Raw genomic sequence first — 18754 nt, 5'->3', positions numbered from 1 at the left:
AGAGTATGGAGGAAAGAGTATGGAGGAAAGAGTATGGAGGAAGATTTTTTAAACCGATTTTCCATACAGTTTGTCATCCGAGGAACGAGGGATTTCCGCAAGTAGCTCTACAAAGATTGAAGATTTTGATTATCGTTCTTCGACTTCGCTCAGGATGACATAAAATGAGCATAAAAAATCCGTATTAATCCGCGCTTTCGCGAAGCGAATCCGTGTCATCTGCGTGCCATCACTCAGCCTTCAAAGTATAATTTTTAATGATAAACAAATCTTCAAAACCTAATCTGGTATAAATAGCTGCGCCCATTGCAGATGCTTGCAATAATGCATATTCAGCTTTTAAATCTATAGAAAGATTAAGGGCAAATTTCATGATTTCTTCGGCAAAGCCTTTTCGGCGCATTTCGGGGATGACGCCAACGCCATGAATACCGATATTGGTTTTGATTTGAAAAAGCATAAAAGTTCCTATTGGCTGATTTTCATGAAAAACCAGATAAAAATGAACATTCTTATGATTATGTATCAGGATTTCTTTGCTAATTACATATCCAAAAGCATTCGGGTATAAATCAGACCAGATTTTGGCATCTTGTTGGGTATCAATTTTCTTAAAGCTAAGATTATGCTGCAATGTAAATTCCTGATCTAATTTTAATGCCATTGCGACTTGTTCGCTTTTTATTTCAAAACCATATGCGTCAAGTATTTCATAAGATTTTGTTCCAAAGATATTCCAATATGGCAAAACCAAACCTGGATTATTTCGCATGGTTTTGATAATATCCGGCAGATCTTTTTTAATAATATCTCTGCGCAGCCACAGCTTATTGGGCCATTGGGAATTTTCGATTTTGCAATATTCAAAATGGTCATTTTTATGATAGGACAGGAAAGGAGTTCCCACAGTTTGCCACAAGCTGGTAAGGTTATTTATATTGTCTTCGATGAGGTTTGGATCTTTCATATCAATGCTATTATTAGGCAAAGATAGCTGTAGCTTTTATCAAAAAACGTTACATATGTTGATTTACAAATCTTTTTCGAGCGTTTTTCTGATTCGGCTTAATTGTGTTGGAGTGATTCCTAAATGCGATGCGATATGGTGTAATGCGATTCTTTCTGAAATATCAGGATGTTTCGATAAGAGATCCAGATATCTCTCAGTTGCATTTTCCATAACGATCGAGATTTCTCTTTGTTCTTTTTCGATTACCCAATTTCTTTCTAAGTAAGCAATGTAGAAGTTTTTTAAATCGTCATTTTGAAAAATCAGTTCTCTGTATTTTTTGTAATTGATATTAATCAAAACGGAATCTTCGAGTACTTCAATTGAAAATTCTGAAGGAGTTTGCTGAATTAATGAAACTGTTGAACCTGCAAAATCGCCTTCGAGAAAGATGTTTTTATTATAACTATTTCCTTCTGCATCGGTTATAAAAGCACGCAAAGCACCTTTTGCAACAAAGTGAATTTCTTTTGCAATTTGTCCGTTTCTTAAAAGTAATTCTCCTTTTTTTATTGCGGTTATGTCTATTATGTTTTCAATCAATTGCCACGATGTTGCCGAAACAGGAGCGTAGCTTTCAAATTTCAGTTTTAAATCGTTGCTGTATTTATCTTGATTGAGTGTCATTGTCGAGAATAATTATATACTATCAAAAGTAAAGAAATAATACGGAATGATGGCACGCGGATGACGCGGATTCGCTAAAGCGAAAACACGGATTTAAAACGGATTTTTATTGTTTTTTCTCGCAATCTTGTACTCGTACTATTTGTTATCCTAACGGAGGAAGGATCTCCGCTAGTAGCTCGACAAAGATTGGAGATTTTTTATGGAGTTTAATCAGCGTAATGATAAATACTTTTTTTGATGGTATCTTTTATTTTTTCCAGCGTTACTTCGGTAACACCACCTTCATAATTCATAGCAATAGCCACTTTATCTTTAGTGATTTCATAATCTATTGAGATTAATCCGTTTTTATTTATCGTAACAGATTTATTCTCGGTTGGAATTGTAGCCAGATAAAATTCTGTTTCTTCGACTTCTTTATTTGCGATAATACCTTGATAAACGGCATTTAGATCTGTTGTCTTTACGATGCATTCTCTTCCGGATCCCATTTCTACCTGAATGTCTTTACAATCTTCGTCTGCTTTTTTTGCTTTTTCTTCTTTTACAACAGCAACTGTATCTACTGGTTTTTCTGCTGATGCTGCTTTTTCGTCCGGATTGCTTTGTTTACAGTTGCTAAAGAATACTGCTAAAAGTGCGATGCATGCGATTTTTTTCATGGATTTGATTTTAATTAAGGAAATGGTATTTTTCGTTCGTAAAAGTAATTTGATCAAAAATAAAAAAATAAACTGAAATATTGGGATTGCTTAATAAATGGTACGCGGATGACACGGATTCGCTTCGCGAAAGCGCGGATATTCGCAGATTTTTTTCTCATTTTTTCTCATCCTGACGGAGGAAGGATACACACGGAACTCTACAAAGATTGGCTATTTAGTTTGCGGCATTTCTTGTGTGATCCTTCCTTCGTCAGGATGACAAGATTACGACAAAATCTATTGTGAGTAAAAGAAAACCCGTGTAAATCCGCGCTTTCGCGAAGCGAATCCGTGTCATCCGCGTGCTATATCTCAACATCATAAAAAAACGCCATGAAACTAAAAGTCTCACAGCGTTTTCATCTCAAAAAATAAATAATTAACGGGTACGGGTATTATTTCCAACCACCGCCCAATGCGCGATACAAATCGGTATTGGCAGATAATTGTTCTCTTTTTATATTGGCCAGTTCCAGCTCACTTTGCAATAAATTTGCTTGCGCTGATAAAACCTCAAGATATTCAGCCATACCATTTTTGAATAACAAATTGGCATTTTTTATGGCTTGTTGTAATGTTTTTACTCTTTCTTTTAGAAAAGATTCTTGTTGTTGCAGTTTTTCTACTTTTACCAGAGCATCAGATACTTCGCTGACGGCAACCAAAACTGATTGTCTGAAGCTTATAACTGCCTTTTCTCTTTCAGCAACTGCAATATTATATTGGGTTCTTACTTTTTTGTTGTTCAGTAAAGGTTGTGTTAAACCTCCGGCAACGGTTCCAAACAATGAAGCCGGAATATTGAACCAACTACTGGTTTCGAAAGAATTTACTCCGCCTTGAGCGGTAATTTTAAGCGACGGATACAAATCTGCTTTTGTGATTCCTACGTTTGCGTTAGCTACTTTAAGCGCTAATTCGGCACTTTTTACATCAGGTCTTCTGCTTACTAATGAAGACGGAATTCCAATTGCATTGTTGTTCTTCACTTCAAGAGCGCTTAAACGAGTTGTTCTTGTTTTAGAATTCGGGAATGATCCTGTTAGAACACTTAAAGCATTTTCCTGAATGGCAATATTTTGCTCTAATTGAGGAATCAATTGTGCCGAAACTAATTTCTGTGCTTCAGATTGTTGAATTCCTAATGAAGTTACCTGACCTGCATCGAATTTTAATTTAATGATGTTGGTTGTACTATCATTTAATTTTAAATTTTGTCTGGCGATTTCTAATTGTGCATCTAACATTAAAAGATTGTAATATCCTTTAGAAACATTCGCTACAATATTGGTCTGTAAAGCTTTTTTAACTTCTTCTGACTGAAGATAACCTGCATAAGCGCCTTTTTTCTGATTGCGGATTTTCCCCCAGATATCAGCTTCCCAGGTAAGAGATGCTCCGGCAGAATAATCGTCAATATGTTTTTGGCCTAATGCCTGATTTAAATTCATTCCCGTAAAACTATTGTCAGACGGATTACTGGTACTTGCGTTTACAAACAAATTTGCCTGAGGAACATTGCCCCATTTTGACTGCGTGAATCTGTACTGTGCAATTTCGATATTTTTAATAGCAATCTGTAAGTCATTATTTCTGGCTACAGCGCTATCGATAAGCTCAATAATATCTTTTTCTGTAAAGAAATTTTTCCACTCCACATCAGCAATACTCGTGGTATCTTTTGAAACCGATGCATTCCTGAAATTTTCAGGAAATGCATCTTTTGGAGTTTCAATATCCTTCGAAACTTTACAGGATATTATAGTCGTGATCAAAATGGCGATCATCACGATTTTGGTTATATAATTTTTCATTTTATATGTTGTCATTAAATTTCTGTACAAGTATCTTTTCTGGTTTCTAGATCTCTTGAGATTTTATAGGATATGTATCCAACGCCCATGATAATGGCTACGAGGATTGTCGTTATATAATTTTCCATTTTTATTTTTCTTCGTTATGAATTACGGCTACTGGCTTTCCAGAAACCTTTTCTTGTAAATGTTGGAAGATGATGAATAAAACCGGGATGATAAACAATCCTAGAATTACTCCTGATATCATACCTCCGGCGGCACCAATACTAATTGAGTGGTTACCTTGTGCTGACGGTCCTTTGGCGCTCATCATAGGGATTAATCCTACTACGAAAGCCAATGATGTCATGATAATTGGTCGCAGACGCAGTTTAGCTGCATCGATTGACGCTCTTACTAATGCCTGACCTGATTTTCGTTTTTGCACCGCAAACTCCACAATCAAGATGGCATTTTTTGCGAGCAGACCTATAAGCATTACCAGTGCAACTTGCACGTAAATGTTATTTTCAATTCCTGTTAATCCAATAGCTACGAATACTCCAAATATACCTGCAGGGATAGATAAGATTACGGCCAATGGCAATATGTAACTTTCGTACTGTGCAGCAAGTAAGAAATAGATGAATATCAAACACAGTAAGAAAATCGTTGCTGACTGACCTCCGGACGAAATCTCTTCACGAGTTTGTCCTGAAAATTCAAAACCATAACCCGCAGGTAATTGTTGTGCAGCTACTTCCTGAATTGCTTTAATGGCATCTCCGGAACTAAATCCTGGTTTCGGGATTGCATTAATCGAAATTGAATTAAACAAGTTGTATCTCGAAGCGGTTTCTGAACCATAAATACGGGTTAGTTTTACTAAGGTATTTATTGGCACCATTTCGCCTGTTTTGTTTTTCACGAAAACCCTGTCAATTGATGACGGATCAGCTCTGTCAGCAATATCTGCCTGAACTACAACTCGGTAGTATTTACCAAATCTATTAAAGTCAGAGGCTTGCGCGCTACCAAAATAGGTTTGCATGGTTTGCAAAATGTCTTTTACTTTTACGCCTAACTGATCTGCTTTTTCATCATTAATATCCAATTGTAATTGAGGATAATCAGCTTTGAAAGAGGTAAAGGCTACGGCAATTTCCGGACGTTTCATCAATTCTCCGATGAAATTTTGAGAAATTCCACTAAACTTATCCAGTTTTCCTCCGGTTTTATCCTGAAGTACTAAATCTAAAGCCTCAACGTTACTAAATCCAGGAACGGTTGGGAAACTAAATACGAAGAAACTTCCGCCGGAAATAGCTCCAAGTTTACCACGAACCTGATTCATGATTTCGTCAATATTTTTAACATCTCCACGATCTTCATTTGGTTTAAGCAATACGAAAACAACGGCTGAAGATGGACTTGTAGAGTTGGTCAATAAGTTGAAACCAGAAATCGCTGTTACAAATCGGGAAGCATCTAAACCTCTTAATGTGTTTTCAGCTTCGGTCATTACTTTTTGAGTTCCGTCAAGTGATGTTCCTGATGGTGTATTTACTGCAATAGCAATAAATCCTTGATCTTCAGTTGGGATAAATCCTGCAGGAGTTGTTTTTACCATTACGATAGTTGCTACAGTAATTAAAGCTAAACCTCCTAAACTTAACCATTTTCTACGAATTAAGAATTTCAAACCTCCAACATAACGGTTGGTAAGGGAATCGAAACTTTTGTTGAATCCGTTAAAGAATTTCTCTTTAAATCCTTTTTTCTCATAAGGAGCATCTCCATGAGCCGAGTGATTGTCTTTTAAGAACAATGCAGCAAGTGCAGGACTTAAAGTTAAAGCGTTTACGGCCGAAATTACAATTGCAATTGCCATTGTAAAGGCAAACTGACGATAGAAAACTCCTGTTGAGCCTTCCATAAAACCAACCGGCAGGAATACAGCAGCCATTACCAGCGTAATCGAGATAATAGCACCCGTTATTTCGTGCATTGCTTCATGAGTGGCTACTTTTGGAGACAAATGTTTGTGCTCCATTTTCGCATGCACGGCTTCGACGACTACAATCGCGTCATCTACCACAATACCAATCGCCAGAATTAAAGCGAAAAGCGTAAGAAGGTTGATCGAAAATCCGAATAACTGCATGAAGAAGAACGTTCCTAAAATTGCTACAGGTACAGCAATGGCCGGGATTAATGTTGATCTAAAATCCTGAAGGAATATAAATACTACGATGAATACTAATATAAACGCTTCAAGTAGAGTATGTTGAACTTGCTCAATAGACTGGTCTAAGGCAACTTTTGTACTATAGAAAATGTTGTGTTTTATTCCTGTTGGAAAATCTTTTGAGGCTTTCACCATCAATTTGTTAATCGCAACCTGAATATCATTAGAGTTAGAACCTGCTAACTGAATAATACCTATTACAACTCCTTTTTTACCATTTAAACGTGTTAAACTGTTATAAGAGTAAGCGCCAAGTTCGACTCTGGCTACATCTTTGAGGCGAAGTATTGAACCGTCAGTATTAGAACGTATAGCAATGTTTTCATATTCTTCAGGTTTGGTTAATTTTCCTTTGTATTTAATTACATATTCAAAAACTTCTTTGCTTCGTTCTCCAAATTTACCCGGAGCAGCTTCCAAACTTTTATCCTGAATAGCGCTCATGATTTCGTTTGGTGTCACTTTGTAAGTAGACATTTGGGTTGGATTTAACCAAACACGCATGGAGTAATCTTTTACACCTCCAAAAATACTGGCAGAACCAACTCCGGGAATACGTTTGATCTCCGGAATAATATTGATTTGTGCATAATTGGCAACAAAAGTCTGATCGTATTTTGACTCATCATCGGTATACATACCAATTGCCATGATGAAACTGTTTTGTTGTTTTGCAGTAGTTACACCTTGTTGTACCACCTCTGCAGGCAATTGACTCGTTGCCTGAGCAACTCTGTTTTGCACGTTAACCGCTGCCTGATCTGCATTCGTTCCTAATTTAAAGAAAACTGTAATAGCAAGAGATCCGTCATTACTGGCTGTAGAACTCATGTAAGTCATGTTTTCAACACCGTTTATAGACTCTTCCAGAGATGGTGCCACAGAACGTAAAACCGTTTCTGCGTTAGCTCCGGGATAAACTGCCGTTACCAAAACCGATGGCGGCGCAATATCAGGAAACTGTTGTAAGGGCAACTTCGTAAGACCAAGTATACCTAATATTACCAATAAAATGGAAATAACGGTTGCCAGTACAGGTCTTTGTATAAATATTTTGAACATTTTCGTAAAAATTATTTTTTATTAATTATTTGGGCAACTTTTGCAGGCGATGATTTCTCAGGCTGAATCACTTGTCCGTCCTGTAGTTTATCGATACCGCTTAATACAATTTGGTCACCGGATTTTACACCGTCTTTAATTAAATAGTTTGTTCCGCTTTTACCAGAAACCGTGATAGGCATTTTGGTAACTTTGTTTTCTTTGTTTACTGTGAAAACAAAAACTTTATCCTGCATTTCTACAGTAGCCGATTGAGGAACCAAAACAGCATCGTCATGTTGAAGGCCTAAACGAATTTTTCCTGTGTTTCCAGAACGTAAAGTACCGCCAGTATTAGGAAAAGTAGCTCTTAAAGTAATTGCACCCGTAGTTTTATCAAACTGACCGTCTACCATATCAATTTTTCCTGTTTGAGGATAAGCATTGTTATCTGCAAGGATTAAAGTAACCGGAGGTAATTTTTTTAATTTATCACCAAGGCTGTTTCCTGCATATTGTGCTTTAAAGTTGATGAAATCTGTTTCTCCTAAAGAGAAATAAGCAAAAACTTCATGCACATCAGATAAGTTTGTCAATGGCTCAATATCACTTGCAGAAACTAAACTTCCTTGTTTTTTAGGTAATCTTCCAATATAACCACTTACTGGAGCCGTAACATTGGTATATCCCAAATTAATTCTGGCAGAACCTACCATTGCTTTTGCTTGTTCGATGTTGGCAGCAGCAATTTTTTGTGAAGCCTTAGCTGTTTTTAACTGATAATCTGAAACCACTTTGTTTTGTACAAGAGGAGTTAATTTATCAACTTCTAAATTGGCGTTGATTAGGGCGGCTTCATAAGCATGAAGACTTGCTAAAGCATTGTTTAATTGCTCACGAAACGGACGTTCGTTTATTTTGAATAAAGTTTGACCTTTACTTACATAAGCACCTTCGTCTACAAAAACTCTTTCAAGGTTTCCGCTTACCTGAGGACGAATTTCAACATCTACAGTTCCTTGTATCGAAGCAGGATATTCAGCATCTGTAGTAGTGTTTTCACTTGTGATCGCTAAAACAGGTAATAATGGTGGCGCAGGAGCTGCCGGAGCCTGCGACTTATCTGCACAACTGCTTAGCACGAGTGCCAGAATAAAGCTGGTTATAATTACATTTTTCATTTTTGTATTGGTTTTAATTTGTTGGACATTCTTATTGTTTAAATTTTGTGGTATTCTGATATTCTCGGCATTCATATTTAATTATATTAAATTATCTAACGTTGTTAAGTAAAATTGTGCAAAAATTCAAATAACAGTACATTCCAAATCTATTTAAGAATCGGTATTAAATTATTTATCACTGTTAAGTAAAACTGGAAAAAAAGCCCCTTATATTACTCTATTAAATTTTCTAACACTGTTAAGTAAAGTAGTAAAAAAATAGCTGCTAAATTACCTATTAAATCATTTATCACTGTTAAGTTAAAATGAAATTTTTTTTATTGAATTGATTTTATGATTCCTCCAATCGCATCTTTTAGGATTTGATTGTTGATAGTTTCCATTATTTCGCTTTTGTTGATGATATTAATTGCAATCAAACCATGTATTACAGAGAAGAAAGTAAAATACTTTTGTTTGATAACTTCATCAGTAGGGTTGCTGTTTTTCATTATTTCACCAATTACTGCAGTAAACAATTTATAAGGTGCTTCGGCAGCAGAACATCGGTCAGAACAACAATTCATTTGCACCCCAAACATTACCTGATACATTTCAGTATCTGTAAAAGCGAAATCCCAATATGCCATCCACATGGCTTCTAATTGTTCTTCCGGTTTTTCAAATTTATCTCGGGCTTCCTGAAGTTCTTTCGCTAACTTGATAAAACCTTTTCCGGTTAGTTCATTAAGGATAGCTTCCTTATTCGAGAAGTATTCATAAATGATAGGAGCCGTATATTCAATCTTGTCAGCAATTTTTCGCATACTCAGACCCTGCCATCCTTCTTCTTTCACGATAGCATAAGCAGCCTCAAGAATGTTACTTCTTGTCTCTTCTTTTTGTCTTAAAATACGATCTTTACTAGCCATTTTATTTAAGTATTAAATTGTTTAACACCGTTAGGCAAATGTATGGCGGTTTTTCTGATTATGAAATAAATTTGTCATAATATTTTCTTATTGTTGTATAGACAAGTATTAAAATCCGCCAAAAGCCTTTAGTAATAAGACCTTCTTTGATTTTAATTTTTTTAAGGAGCAGATCATTTTCGTGTTTTTAAGACCATTTGTCCCGCTCTACACTATATCTTTTATCCGCCGCGGCGGATAAAAGGATGCCGTTTCGATCGGGGCTAAGCGAGAAAATATGTTTTTTAGGAGATTTTTAGTTTTAAACTATGTAATATTTTTATTTTGTGGGATATTTTTCAGGATGTTGAGAAGTGTGAAAAATTGCATTCAGAAAAACAGTTTTTGATAATTCGTCGACAATGAAAAAAGCTATGTAAGGAAATTTTTTAAAAGGTAAAAAGCGATAATTATTATCATGAAATTGATAAAACGGATTTACTTTTAAAGCCTTATAAGTACTCTTATAATCATTAAGAAAATCTAAAGCTACTTTTTTAGTCGCTTTTAAAATATAATACTCAACAGCTTCTTCAATATTTTTTAATGCAATTGGAGAAACGATAACCTTATAATTCATATTTCTTTTTTAAATCAGTATATAGTAATTCAGCATCTGTGTATAAACTTTTGTCTGAATTAATTTGACTGTCTAAAATTTCTTGCTGTTCAGTAGATAATTCATAGGGCTTTACATTTGCTATTTCGAATTTTATCTTTAGGGCTTTCATAAAAGCTTTTACAGCTTCTATTTGAGATGCATCTTCGGTATATGCTGTGATGTTAATTGCTTGCATGATATTAGTTTACTAAAGTTGATGAACAAAGTTAAGATAAAACTCTTGTTTTCATGTTAATGAGAATAATTTATTTCAATCTCCACTTTTTATAAACTGTATTTTAAGGATATAATGATTAATTTAAGGGATAAATATTAATTTATAGGCAATCTTGTCATCCTGAAGGAAGGATCTCCGTTAGTAGCGCTACAAAGATTGTCGATTTTGATTGTCGAGTTTCTTGCGGAGATCCTTCCTTCGTCAGGATGACAAAAATGCGAATAATCATAACGTAACCAGATTAAAATCCGGTTGAAAATAAATAATTTATGAAACGTTATAAGACGTTTTTATTTGTTCATTCACGCCATTATAAAAAGGAGTTTCAATTCCATATTTTTTAGCGTTTTCAATCACGTAATCTACTAAGAATTGTTTTTCGGTTTGATTGTGGTTTTCGAAATCCAATTGTAAGGATGATTTAGATTCAAAAGGAAATTTAGTCAATAAATCTTTAGCCGTTTCAATATCTTCATTTGTTAAGCTAATATTGTTTTTGTTGGCAAGTAACTGAATTTCTCTCATCATATTTTCTAGAATATGCATTAGTTTTTGATCTTCTAAAAGTTGACCAAATGTCACTTTATATGCTGAAGTTATCGCTGCAACGGGAGCAACAAAAAGATATTTCTTCCATAAGATCTCGTTGATATTTGGGACATATGTAATGTCTAAACCTCCGGAAACTAATAAATCAATTAAAGGTTTGTTTTCTTTTCCTCCAACGAATATTTTTCCCGGTCCGCCAACATGCTGAACGTGTCCAGGTTGTTTTACATTCGAAGCCACATAAATACAACCTTGCATGATATTACCAACATTTGGTAAAGTCTCATGGATTATTTCTTTTGCATTCACCACATTTTGCAATGTGATTATCGTAGTTTCAGGTTTTATACAATCTTTATAAATAGATAATATATCTTTTATAGAATAAGATTTAGAAGTCAGTATTAAAACATCCAGAATTCCTATTTCTATCGAATTATCAGATACTAAATCCGGAAATATAGTTTCTTTACTGCCTTTAGATTCAAATAATAAACCTTGATTTTGTATGGCGTTTTTGGTTTCGCCTCTGCAAATAAATATGATTTTTGTATTACTGTCTTTATATCTTTTGGCTAGGGGAGCACCAACAAATCCACCAATGCCACCAATTCCAAGAATTCCTATTTTTAATGTATCTGAGTTCATATTATAGTTTTTGGGTTTTAATTCTGATGCAAAGTAAAGAGGTTCGATATTATTAACTGATGTAAAAATATCGGTTATATTTGTAAAAATTAAGGATTATGAACAACACCTTTTTTATATATAAAGATTTCGAAATTTATTCGGTCGAAGAACTCACCTGGAAAAAAGAAGTTCACCGACATAACTTTTTTGAATTGTTATATATCGAATATGGAACGGGAAATCATATTTTAAATTCGATTCATCATCATTATAAAAAGCACGATATTTATTTACTTACGCCAAAGGATTACCATTCCTTTAAAACATTAAAGCCTACAAAGTTTCATTGTTTACGCTTTCTGCCTAATTTCTTTTCGAATAAAAAAGAAATAGAAGAAATCGAAAAATTATTTTATTACCACAATCAGATTAACGGAAATTTGATTTTCCTTGAAGATGATAAAGCCTTTTGCGAAATGGTTATTCTGAAAATCCTTGAAGAAGTCGCAAGACCAAAAGGGCAAAACGAAATCATAATAAAAAGTTTGATGATGTCGCTGATTCACATTATTAGGCGAAATGCCAGTATAAACGAAAGTAATTTGAATTTTCAAACTACAGAAGTTTTGAAAATTGACACGATCTTAAGTTACATTCGATCCAATATTGCCAATCCGCATTTATTGAAGAAAAAAGAAATGGCGAATCACTTTAATGTTTCTATCCACTATATTGGTGAATATTTTAAAACCCATCTCAATATTACTTTAAGGGATTACATCGAACAAACAAAGTTGAAAGTAGTTACGGAAAAATTAAGCAAAAGCAATTTGACTTTCTCTGAAATTAGTAATGATTTAGGTTTTATTGATAGTAGTCATTTTAATAAATTCATCATGCGGAGTACTGGAATTTCTCCGTCAGAATTTAAAAAATCATTAAGTATTTCGTAATAGAAATCGGTATAATAACGTCTATTAGACCGGATTAAAATCCGGCCTTACAATATAGTTCAAGCCTACGGCTCTTTTAAATCATTTTAATGATTATCCAAATAGATTTTAAAATTCCGGAGGAATGATTCATATTGTAGGACCGGATTTTAATCCGGTTTATCATCAATAATGTTTTTAATATTTATTTTATAAAATCCATTTCAACATGTTCGATTCCGGCATCCAGGAAATAATTGTCAGTTTGTCTAAACCCGTTTTTAATGTAAAATTGACTTGCGTTGACCTGAGCATATAGATAAACTTTCTTTTCGTCTTTTAGATCGTCTAATATTTTAAGCAGAATCGCTTCACCAATCCTTTTTCCTCTAAAGCTGCTTAAAACAGCAATTCTTTCAATTTTTGCGCCTTTTTCCATATTTCGATATCTTGCAGCTCCGGCTGGTTCACCATTTACTGTTGCCAAATAATGTATGGCATCTTCATCATCCATCGATTCACGCTCCGGAGACACATTCTGTTCTTCTACAAATACCTGTTTTCTAATTGCAAATGCGTTTTCAATTTGGTTATGATCTGTAACTTTTTCTACTTTAATGATATTTTCTTTAGCGTTTTGATTGGTATTGTTGTTCATTTTTCAGCTTTTGATTTATTTCGTTTCAGTCAAAAATAATTTGTGTACAAATATATGTAGTTAACTACATATATTCAAAACGAAATTCAAAATTTAAGTTTTATTTATAATGAATAATGCACCTTTACAAGATTATTATAATTTTAAACAGCAATTGTATTTTTTTGTATTATTACAAAAAAAAGAATGAAAACAACAACAGCTATCAAGGTTGCAATTGTTATGATAATGGTGCAACAATCTGTACAATCTCAGCAGCAGAAAAAAGAAGTAAATACACCCGAAGTAAAATATACCATTGAAAATTGTGTGAATCATTTTGATTTGGACAAAGCGACAAAAACAAAAGTAGGTTACCAATATTGGTTTGCTGATAAAAACTTTACTCAGGAAAATACACTCAAAATGAGTATTGTTGAACCTGGAAAATCTACACACGCGCCACATCATCATATTGAAGAAGAACTTTTTTACATTCTCGAAGGAAAGGCGCAATTCTATCTTGACGGAAAGACCGTAGTCGCCGGACCTAATACCAGTTTTTATTGCCCGCCAAATGTAGAGCACGGTATCAGTAATGTTGGTGATACAGATTTGAAGTATCTGGTAATTAAAAAGGATTTAAAATAAAAGACGAGATTTTACAAATTTATTGTGTTTTACAGAAACGTCTTTTACAAAAATTAAGAAACACCTTTAAACGTTAGGTCTAAAGGTGTTTCTTAACTTTTTATTATCAAACAATAATTTATGTTTGTTATTTACTTTACATAATTTGGTGACACACAGGTTTCCCAGTAACTTACGATTATTTTAATTGTATCTTTAATTTCGTTATAACCGCTGGGTTTAACAAAAAATCCCTGAATCGATTTTGAATAGGCATCAATAACATTTTTTTGTTCTGCGCTTGTCGAAAAGAATAAGTATGGGATTGACTTAAGTCTCAGATCTTCGTTTTCATGAATTTTATCACGTAATTCCATGCCACTTAGTTTTGGCATATTGATATCAGAGAAAATGATAAAAGGTTCAATTTGTGTAGAAGTCAAATATTCTAATGCTTTTTCGCCTTCTGCAAAAAAGATAATTTCATTTTTATAATTAAGTTCCTTAAAAACATCAGTTAAAATTTCCTGATCATCTAAATCATCTTCAATTATAATAATTGGTCCGCCTTTATTCATTTATATTTTTTTCAAAGGTAGATGTTTAATCTCAGCTATTTGTTTTTTTTGTAATTTACTGTTATTCATGAAAAAAGCACCTTTAAACCTGACGTCTAAAGATGCTTTTTAATATAAAAAATAGTAGGATAATTATGAATCTGTTGTGTTCGTGTCTTTTTTACGATATACCAGATAAAATACCTGTGGCAATACCATTATGGATAAAATCATGCAGGTTATTAATCCCCCAACAATCATTATGGCTAATGGTTTTTGAACTTCAGAACCCATTCCTGTAGATAATGCTGCAGGCAATAATCCTAATGATCCCATAAGGGCAATCATAACAATAGGACGAATCCTGCTGTAAATACCATCTGAAATAGCCTCTTTTAAAGGCATTCCTGACCTCATATTTTCCCTAATCATCCCAATCAGGACAATACTGTCAATTGCGCTGACCCCGAACAAAATAATAAAACCAATTCCTGCTGATATCCCAAATACGGTTCCTGTAACCCATAATGATAAGAAACCACCAATAAAGGCGTATGGCATCGCACTAATGGCAACTAATGTATCTTTGAAATTACCAAAATTGAAATATAAAAGACATAAAATCAAAATTAAAACTACCGGAACAATCATTGCTAATTGTTTAGAAGCTCTTTCTTTACTTTCGAATTCTCCTGCCCATTTCATTACATTTTCTTTAGGAAGTTTTACTTCATCTGCTACTTTTTTCTGAGCTTCATCGATTGTACTTCCTAAATCTCGTCCTTCAATGCTAAATCCTACGGCAATATATCGGCTGTTTCCTTCACGATAAATAAAGGTTGGGCCTGTTTTATATTCTACAGTAGCAATTTCTTTTAATGGAACTTTTTTGCCATTCATTGTCGGAATAAGAATTTCTTCGATTTTTTCTTTTGAGTCACGATATTCTTTTTCAAAACGTAAGGTAATGTCAAAGATCTTTTCGTCATCATAAAACTTAGTTGCGGCCTGACCTCCAATTGTCATTCTGATTACAGCTTGTGCATCTGCGGTTGTAATGGCGTAACGCGCCATTTTTTCGTCGTCAAGCTGAATTCTTAATTCCGGTAAACCAATGTTTTTATAAACGTTGATATCTTCAATTCCTTTTACATCTTTGATCGATTTAGCAACTTTTGCAGCCATGGCTTCCAGTTGAAAAAGATCATTACCAAAAATCTTAATTACTAACGGACTTTTTACTCCGGCAACATATTCCTCGACATTATCCTGAATAGGCTGGCTAAACCCAAACCCAATTCCGGGATATACGTCCAGTTCTTTTTTGATTTCGGCAATCAATTCCTCTTTGCTGATGTCCCGTTTCCATTCGTCCTGATGTTTTAATTCGATATGTAATTCGATATTAAAAAATCCGGTTGGATCTGTTCCGTCATTTGGCCGTCCGGTTTGTGTCAGGACAAATTTTACTTCTTCAAATTTTCTTATTTTGCCTTTCATTTCTTTGGTAAGTCTCACCGCTTCATCAAGATTGATACTGTTGGGTAAAGTGGCTCTTACGTAAATTGCTCCTTCATTCAGCTTCGGAATAAATTCTGAACCATAAAAAGCAAACTTGGCACAACATACTGCCAGTAAAATCAAGAACGCATATAAGGTTGTTTTGCGATGTTTTGTACTCCATTTAAATAATTTAAAAAGGTTTACTCTAAAGAAACGCGAAATCATATTTTCTTTCTCTACAATATTTTTTGTCAACATCACTTTACACATTGCAGGAACATAGGTAAGGGACAAAATCAACGATCCTAATAATGCATAACTTAATGTAAAGGCCAGGGGAGAGAACATTTTTCCTTCTACTTTAGTAAAAGAGAAAATTGGCATCAAGGCAACAATCAAAATAATTAGGGCAAAGAAAATATAAGTAGCTACGCTGCCCACACTTTTCTTGATAAGTCCCATTTTACTCATACTGTTAAAGCGTTCCATACCTACTTTATGCGCTTTCTTTTCGAGCGACACAAAGACCTGTTCGACAATAACCAGCGTTCCTTCGAGCAGAAGCCCAAAATCCAGCGCTCCCATAGATATTAAATTCGCAGGTAATCCCTGAATTCGCAACATTACAATCGCAAACAAGAAAGAAAGCGGAATTACAGAAGCCACAATCAAGGATGTTCTCCAGTTATAAAGGAAAATAAATACAATCAGGGAAACCAATACGATACCTTCGACAAGGTTTTTTGTTACTGTTTTTACAGTTGTATCTACCAATTTGGTACGGTCGATAAATGGAATTATTTTCACATTATCCGGCAGCACTCTTTCGTTAAGTTCAGTCAGACGATCTTTAAGTCTCTTGATAACTTCACCGGGATTTTCTCCGCGTAACATTACTACAATACCTTCTACAACATCATCGTCGCCATCTAGGCCTACTTGTCCTAATCTTGGTTTGGCTGATATTGTAACTTCAGCTACGTGTTTTACCAATATTGGAGATGAACCTTTGGTTTCTATCAAAATATTACCAATATCTTCTACTTTATTGATAAGTCCAACACCTCTTACAACGTAAGCCTGATCGCCACGCTGAATTACATCTCCACCAACGTTTACGTTACTTTTAGAAACGGCTTCATAAACATCTAATGCAGACAGATTATAGTTTTCAAGTTGCGTAGGATTGATTTTGATTTCGAAGATTTTTTCTTCACCACCAAAACTTACCACATCAGCAACACCGGGAACAGAGATCAGTTCTCTTTCGATCACCCAATCCTGAATGGCCTTGATTTCTTTGATTGGCAAATCACTTTTGATCACATACCTGAATATCTCGCCTGTTGCACCGGATGGCGGTTCAATATCTACATCTGCACCTTCCGGAAGATCTAGTCCGTTTAGGCGATTTGAGGCATATTGCTGTGCGTAAAAATCTTCAACATCATCATCAAACAATACGGTAACAACAGATAATCCAAAAAGAGAAATAGAACGTACTTCTGCTTTTTTAGGAATTGTGTTCATCTGTTTTGAAATAGGAAGTGTGATGAACTTTTCTACTTCTTCGGCACTTCTTCCCGGCCACTGGGTAATGATTCTTGCCCTGGTATTCGTTACATCGGGAAAAGCTTCGATGGGCGTATGGATATAGCTGACTATTCCGGCGACTAGTAGTATGGCTGTCAGGAAAAAAACTATAAGCGAGTTTTTTAACGAGAAAGCAACCAGACCTTGTACAAATTTTTTCATGTCTTGTCTTGTATTTATCCGTTTTTAGGGATAATTAGTTTTTTAATCTTTCGTGAATTAGCAAATGGTTTTTAGTAATTACCATTTCACCTTCTTTAACTCCTTTATCAAAATAAATCCAGTTGTTATTTTTTATTACAGGATTAATTTCTCTGGTTTCGATCGTACAATCGTCTTTGTAAATCAGGATATAATCACGATTGTTATCAAAAATGGCTGCTTTTGCAGGAACAGAAGCTAACATTTCTCCGCCTTTGCTCTTATCGATAATGATATCGGCAGTCATTCCCGGTTTTAATTTTAAGTTTTTATTTTCCATCACAATTCTTGCTTTTAGAACGTGTTCATCAGCATCAAAAACTTTGGAAAGCATCGATATTTGTCCTTTAAAAATCTCACCCGGATAAGCTGGAGTTGTAACATCTACAAGCATATTTTGAGTTACATTTTTTAGATTACTGGTATATACGTTTACCAAAACCCAGATTTCCTTAAGGTCAGAGATAGTAAACAAAGGTTCACTTCCTTCTGTAATCTGCATTCCCGGGCTAATGTTTTTTGCTACAATATATCCTTCAGTTGGAGCTTTTATCTGGAAAACAGATCTTTCGCTGCTCGCACTGAACATTGCAAGATTTGCTTTTACGTTTTCAAGAGAAGATTTTAAAACATCCAGTTCGCTTTGTGCCTGCATAAGGTCTTTTTGTGACGCGATTCCGTCCTCAAACATTGACTTGCTGGATTGTAGCTGACGTTGTGCTACAGATATCTGAGATTGCAATGATTTACTTTCTGATTGCATGCTGTTTAGTTCTGTACTTTTTATCTCTGCCAGAACTTGCCCTTTTTTTACATAATCACCAAGTGAGAATGTAGTTTTGGTAATAATTCCTTCTACAAGACTATTAAACTGAACTACGTGATCTGCATTGTAAGTAATATTTCCGGTAAGATTTATAGATTCGCTAACAGCACGTTTTTGTACCGCTTCGATTGTAATTTTTTCTTTCAGGTCTTTGTCAATACAAAATTTTTCGTCTTTTGTATCTTTGGTTTCTTCTTTTTTGCCACATCCGTAAACGAGCATTAACCCAAGTATTGGGAGTAAAATAAATTTCTTCATTGTATTTGTTATTATTTTCATATAATGTGAGCCGTAT

16 protein-coding genes are annotated in these 18754 nt (G+C 34.6%); 2 read left to right on the top strand and 14 right to left on the bottom strand.

Going from position 1 to position 18754, the window contains the following annotated elements:
- Positions 1 to 229: 229 nt before the first annotated feature.
- The 10 genes from RC62_RS00330 to RC62_RS00285 form a co-directional block, all read right to left on the bottom strand.
- Positions 230 to 967, bottom strand: a complete 738-nt coding sequence (locus RC62_RS00330) for a GNAT family N-acetyltransferase (RefSeq protein ID WP_055091486.1) — start codon at positions 965 to 967, stop codon at positions 230 to 232.
- Between the two features lie 63 nt (positions 968 to 1030).
- Positions 1031 to 1636: a Crp/Fnr family transcriptional regulator gene (locus tag RC62_RS00325; RefSeq protein WP_055091485.1), complete on the bottom strand. Its 606-nt coding sequence runs from the start codon at positions 1634 to 1636 to the stop codon at positions 1031 to 1033.
- A gap of 209 nt (positions 1637 to 1845) precedes the next feature.
- Positions 1846 to 2301 (bottom strand): hypothetical protein, encoded by a 456-nt coding sequence (locus tag RC62_RS00320; RefSeq protein ID WP_055091483.1) that lies wholly within the window; start codon positions 2299 to 2301, stop codon positions 1846 to 1848.
- Between the two features lie 437 nt (positions 2302 to 2738).
- Positions 2739 to 4157: a TolC family protein gene (locus RC62_RS00315; RefSeq protein WP_055091480.1), complete on the bottom strand. Its 1419-nt coding sequence runs from the start codon at positions 4155 to 4157 to the stop codon at positions 2739 to 2741.
- A gap of 130 nt (positions 4158 to 4287) precedes the next feature.
- Positions 4288 to 7449, bottom strand: a complete 3162-nt coding sequence (locus RC62_RS00310; protein WP_055091478.1) for an efflux RND transporter permease subunit — start codon at positions 7447 to 7449, stop codon at positions 4288 to 4290.
- Between the two features lie 11 nt (positions 7450 to 7460).
- Positions 7461 to 8684, bottom strand: coding sequence for an efflux RND transporter periplasmic adaptor subunit (locus RC62_RS00305; RefSeq protein ID WP_055091475.1), 1224 nt, complete (start codon positions 8682 to 8684; stop codon positions 7461 to 7463).
- 245 nt (positions 8685 to 8929) lie between these two features.
- A complete protein-coding gene (locus RC62_RS00300) occupies positions 8930 to 9523 on the bottom strand; it encodes a TetR/AcrR family transcriptional regulator (protein ID WP_055091473.1) in 594 nt (197 codons plus the stop codon).
- Between the two features lie 319 nt (positions 9524 to 9842).
- Positions 9843 to 10142: a type II toxin-antitoxin system RelE/ParE family toxin gene (locus RC62_RS00295; protein WP_055091471.1), complete on the bottom strand. Its 300-nt coding sequence runs from the start codon at positions 10140 to 10142 to the stop codon at positions 9843 to 9845.
- Positions 10132 to 10359 (bottom strand): DUF2683 family protein, encoded by a 228-nt coding sequence (locus RC62_RS00290; RefSeq protein ID WP_055091469.1) that lies wholly within the window; start codon positions 10357 to 10359, stop codon positions 10132 to 10134. Before RC62_RS00290 ends, RC62_RS00295 begins: the two co-directional genes overlap by 11 nt.
- Positions 10360 to 10668: 309 nt before the next feature.
- Positions 10669 to 11598, bottom strand: a complete 930-nt coding sequence (locus RC62_RS00285) for a ketopantoate reductase family protein (RefSeq protein WP_055091466.1) — start codon at positions 11596 to 11598, stop codon at positions 10669 to 10671.
- Between the two features lie 98 nt (positions 11599 to 11696).
- Between RC62_RS00285 and RC62_RS00280 the strand changes: the two genes are divergently transcribed.
- Positions 11697 to 12533, top strand: a complete 837-nt coding sequence (locus RC62_RS00280) for an AraC family transcriptional regulator (RefSeq protein ID WP_055091465.1) — start codon at positions 11697 to 11699, stop codon at positions 12531 to 12533.
- A gap of 184 nt (positions 12534 to 12717) precedes the next feature.
- Here RC62_RS00280 and RC62_RS00275 read toward each other — a convergent pair whose 3' ends face one another.
- Positions 12718 to 13170: a GNAT family N-acetyltransferase gene (locus RC62_RS00275; protein WP_055091462.1), complete on the bottom strand. Its 453-nt coding sequence runs from the start codon at positions 13168 to 13170 to the stop codon at positions 12718 to 12720.
- A gap of 186 nt (positions 13171 to 13356) precedes the next feature.
- Between RC62_RS00275 and RC62_RS00270 the strand changes: the two genes are divergently transcribed.
- Complete coding sequence (locus tag RC62_RS00270; protein WP_055091461.1) at positions 13357 to 13800, top strand: cupin domain-containing protein; 444 nt, start codon at positions 13357 to 13359, stop codon at positions 13798 to 13800.
- Between the two features lie 131 nt (positions 13801 to 13931).
- Here RC62_RS00270 and RC62_RS00265 read toward each other — a convergent pair whose 3' ends face one another.
- The 3 genes from RC62_RS00265 to RC62_RS00255 form a co-directional block, all read right to left on the bottom strand.
- A complete protein-coding gene (locus tag RC62_RS00265; protein WP_055091459.1) occupies positions 13932 to 14357 on the bottom strand; it encodes a response regulator in 426 nt (141 codons plus the stop codon).
- 132 nt (positions 14358 to 14489) lie between these two features.
- Positions 14490 to 17594, bottom strand: a complete 3105-nt coding sequence (locus RC62_RS00260; protein ID WP_055091457.1) for an efflux RND transporter permease subunit — start codon at positions 17592 to 17594, stop codon at positions 14490 to 14492.
- 34 nt (positions 17595 to 17628) lie between these two features.
- A complete protein-coding gene (locus RC62_RS00255; protein WP_082421186.1) occupies positions 17629 to 18717 on the bottom strand; it encodes an efflux RND transporter periplasmic adaptor subunit in 1089 nt (362 codons plus the stop codon).
- Positions 18718 to 18754 lie beyond the last annotated feature (37 nt).

This window comes from Flavobacterium aquidurense, assembly GCF_001404985.1.
In the GTDB taxonomy this organism is placed as follows: domain Bacteria; phylum Bacteroidota; class Bacteroidia; order Flavobacteriales; family Flavobacteriaceae; genus Flavobacterium; species Flavobacterium aquidurense_B.
This window is presented reverse-complemented; position numbering and strand designations above follow the sequence as displayed.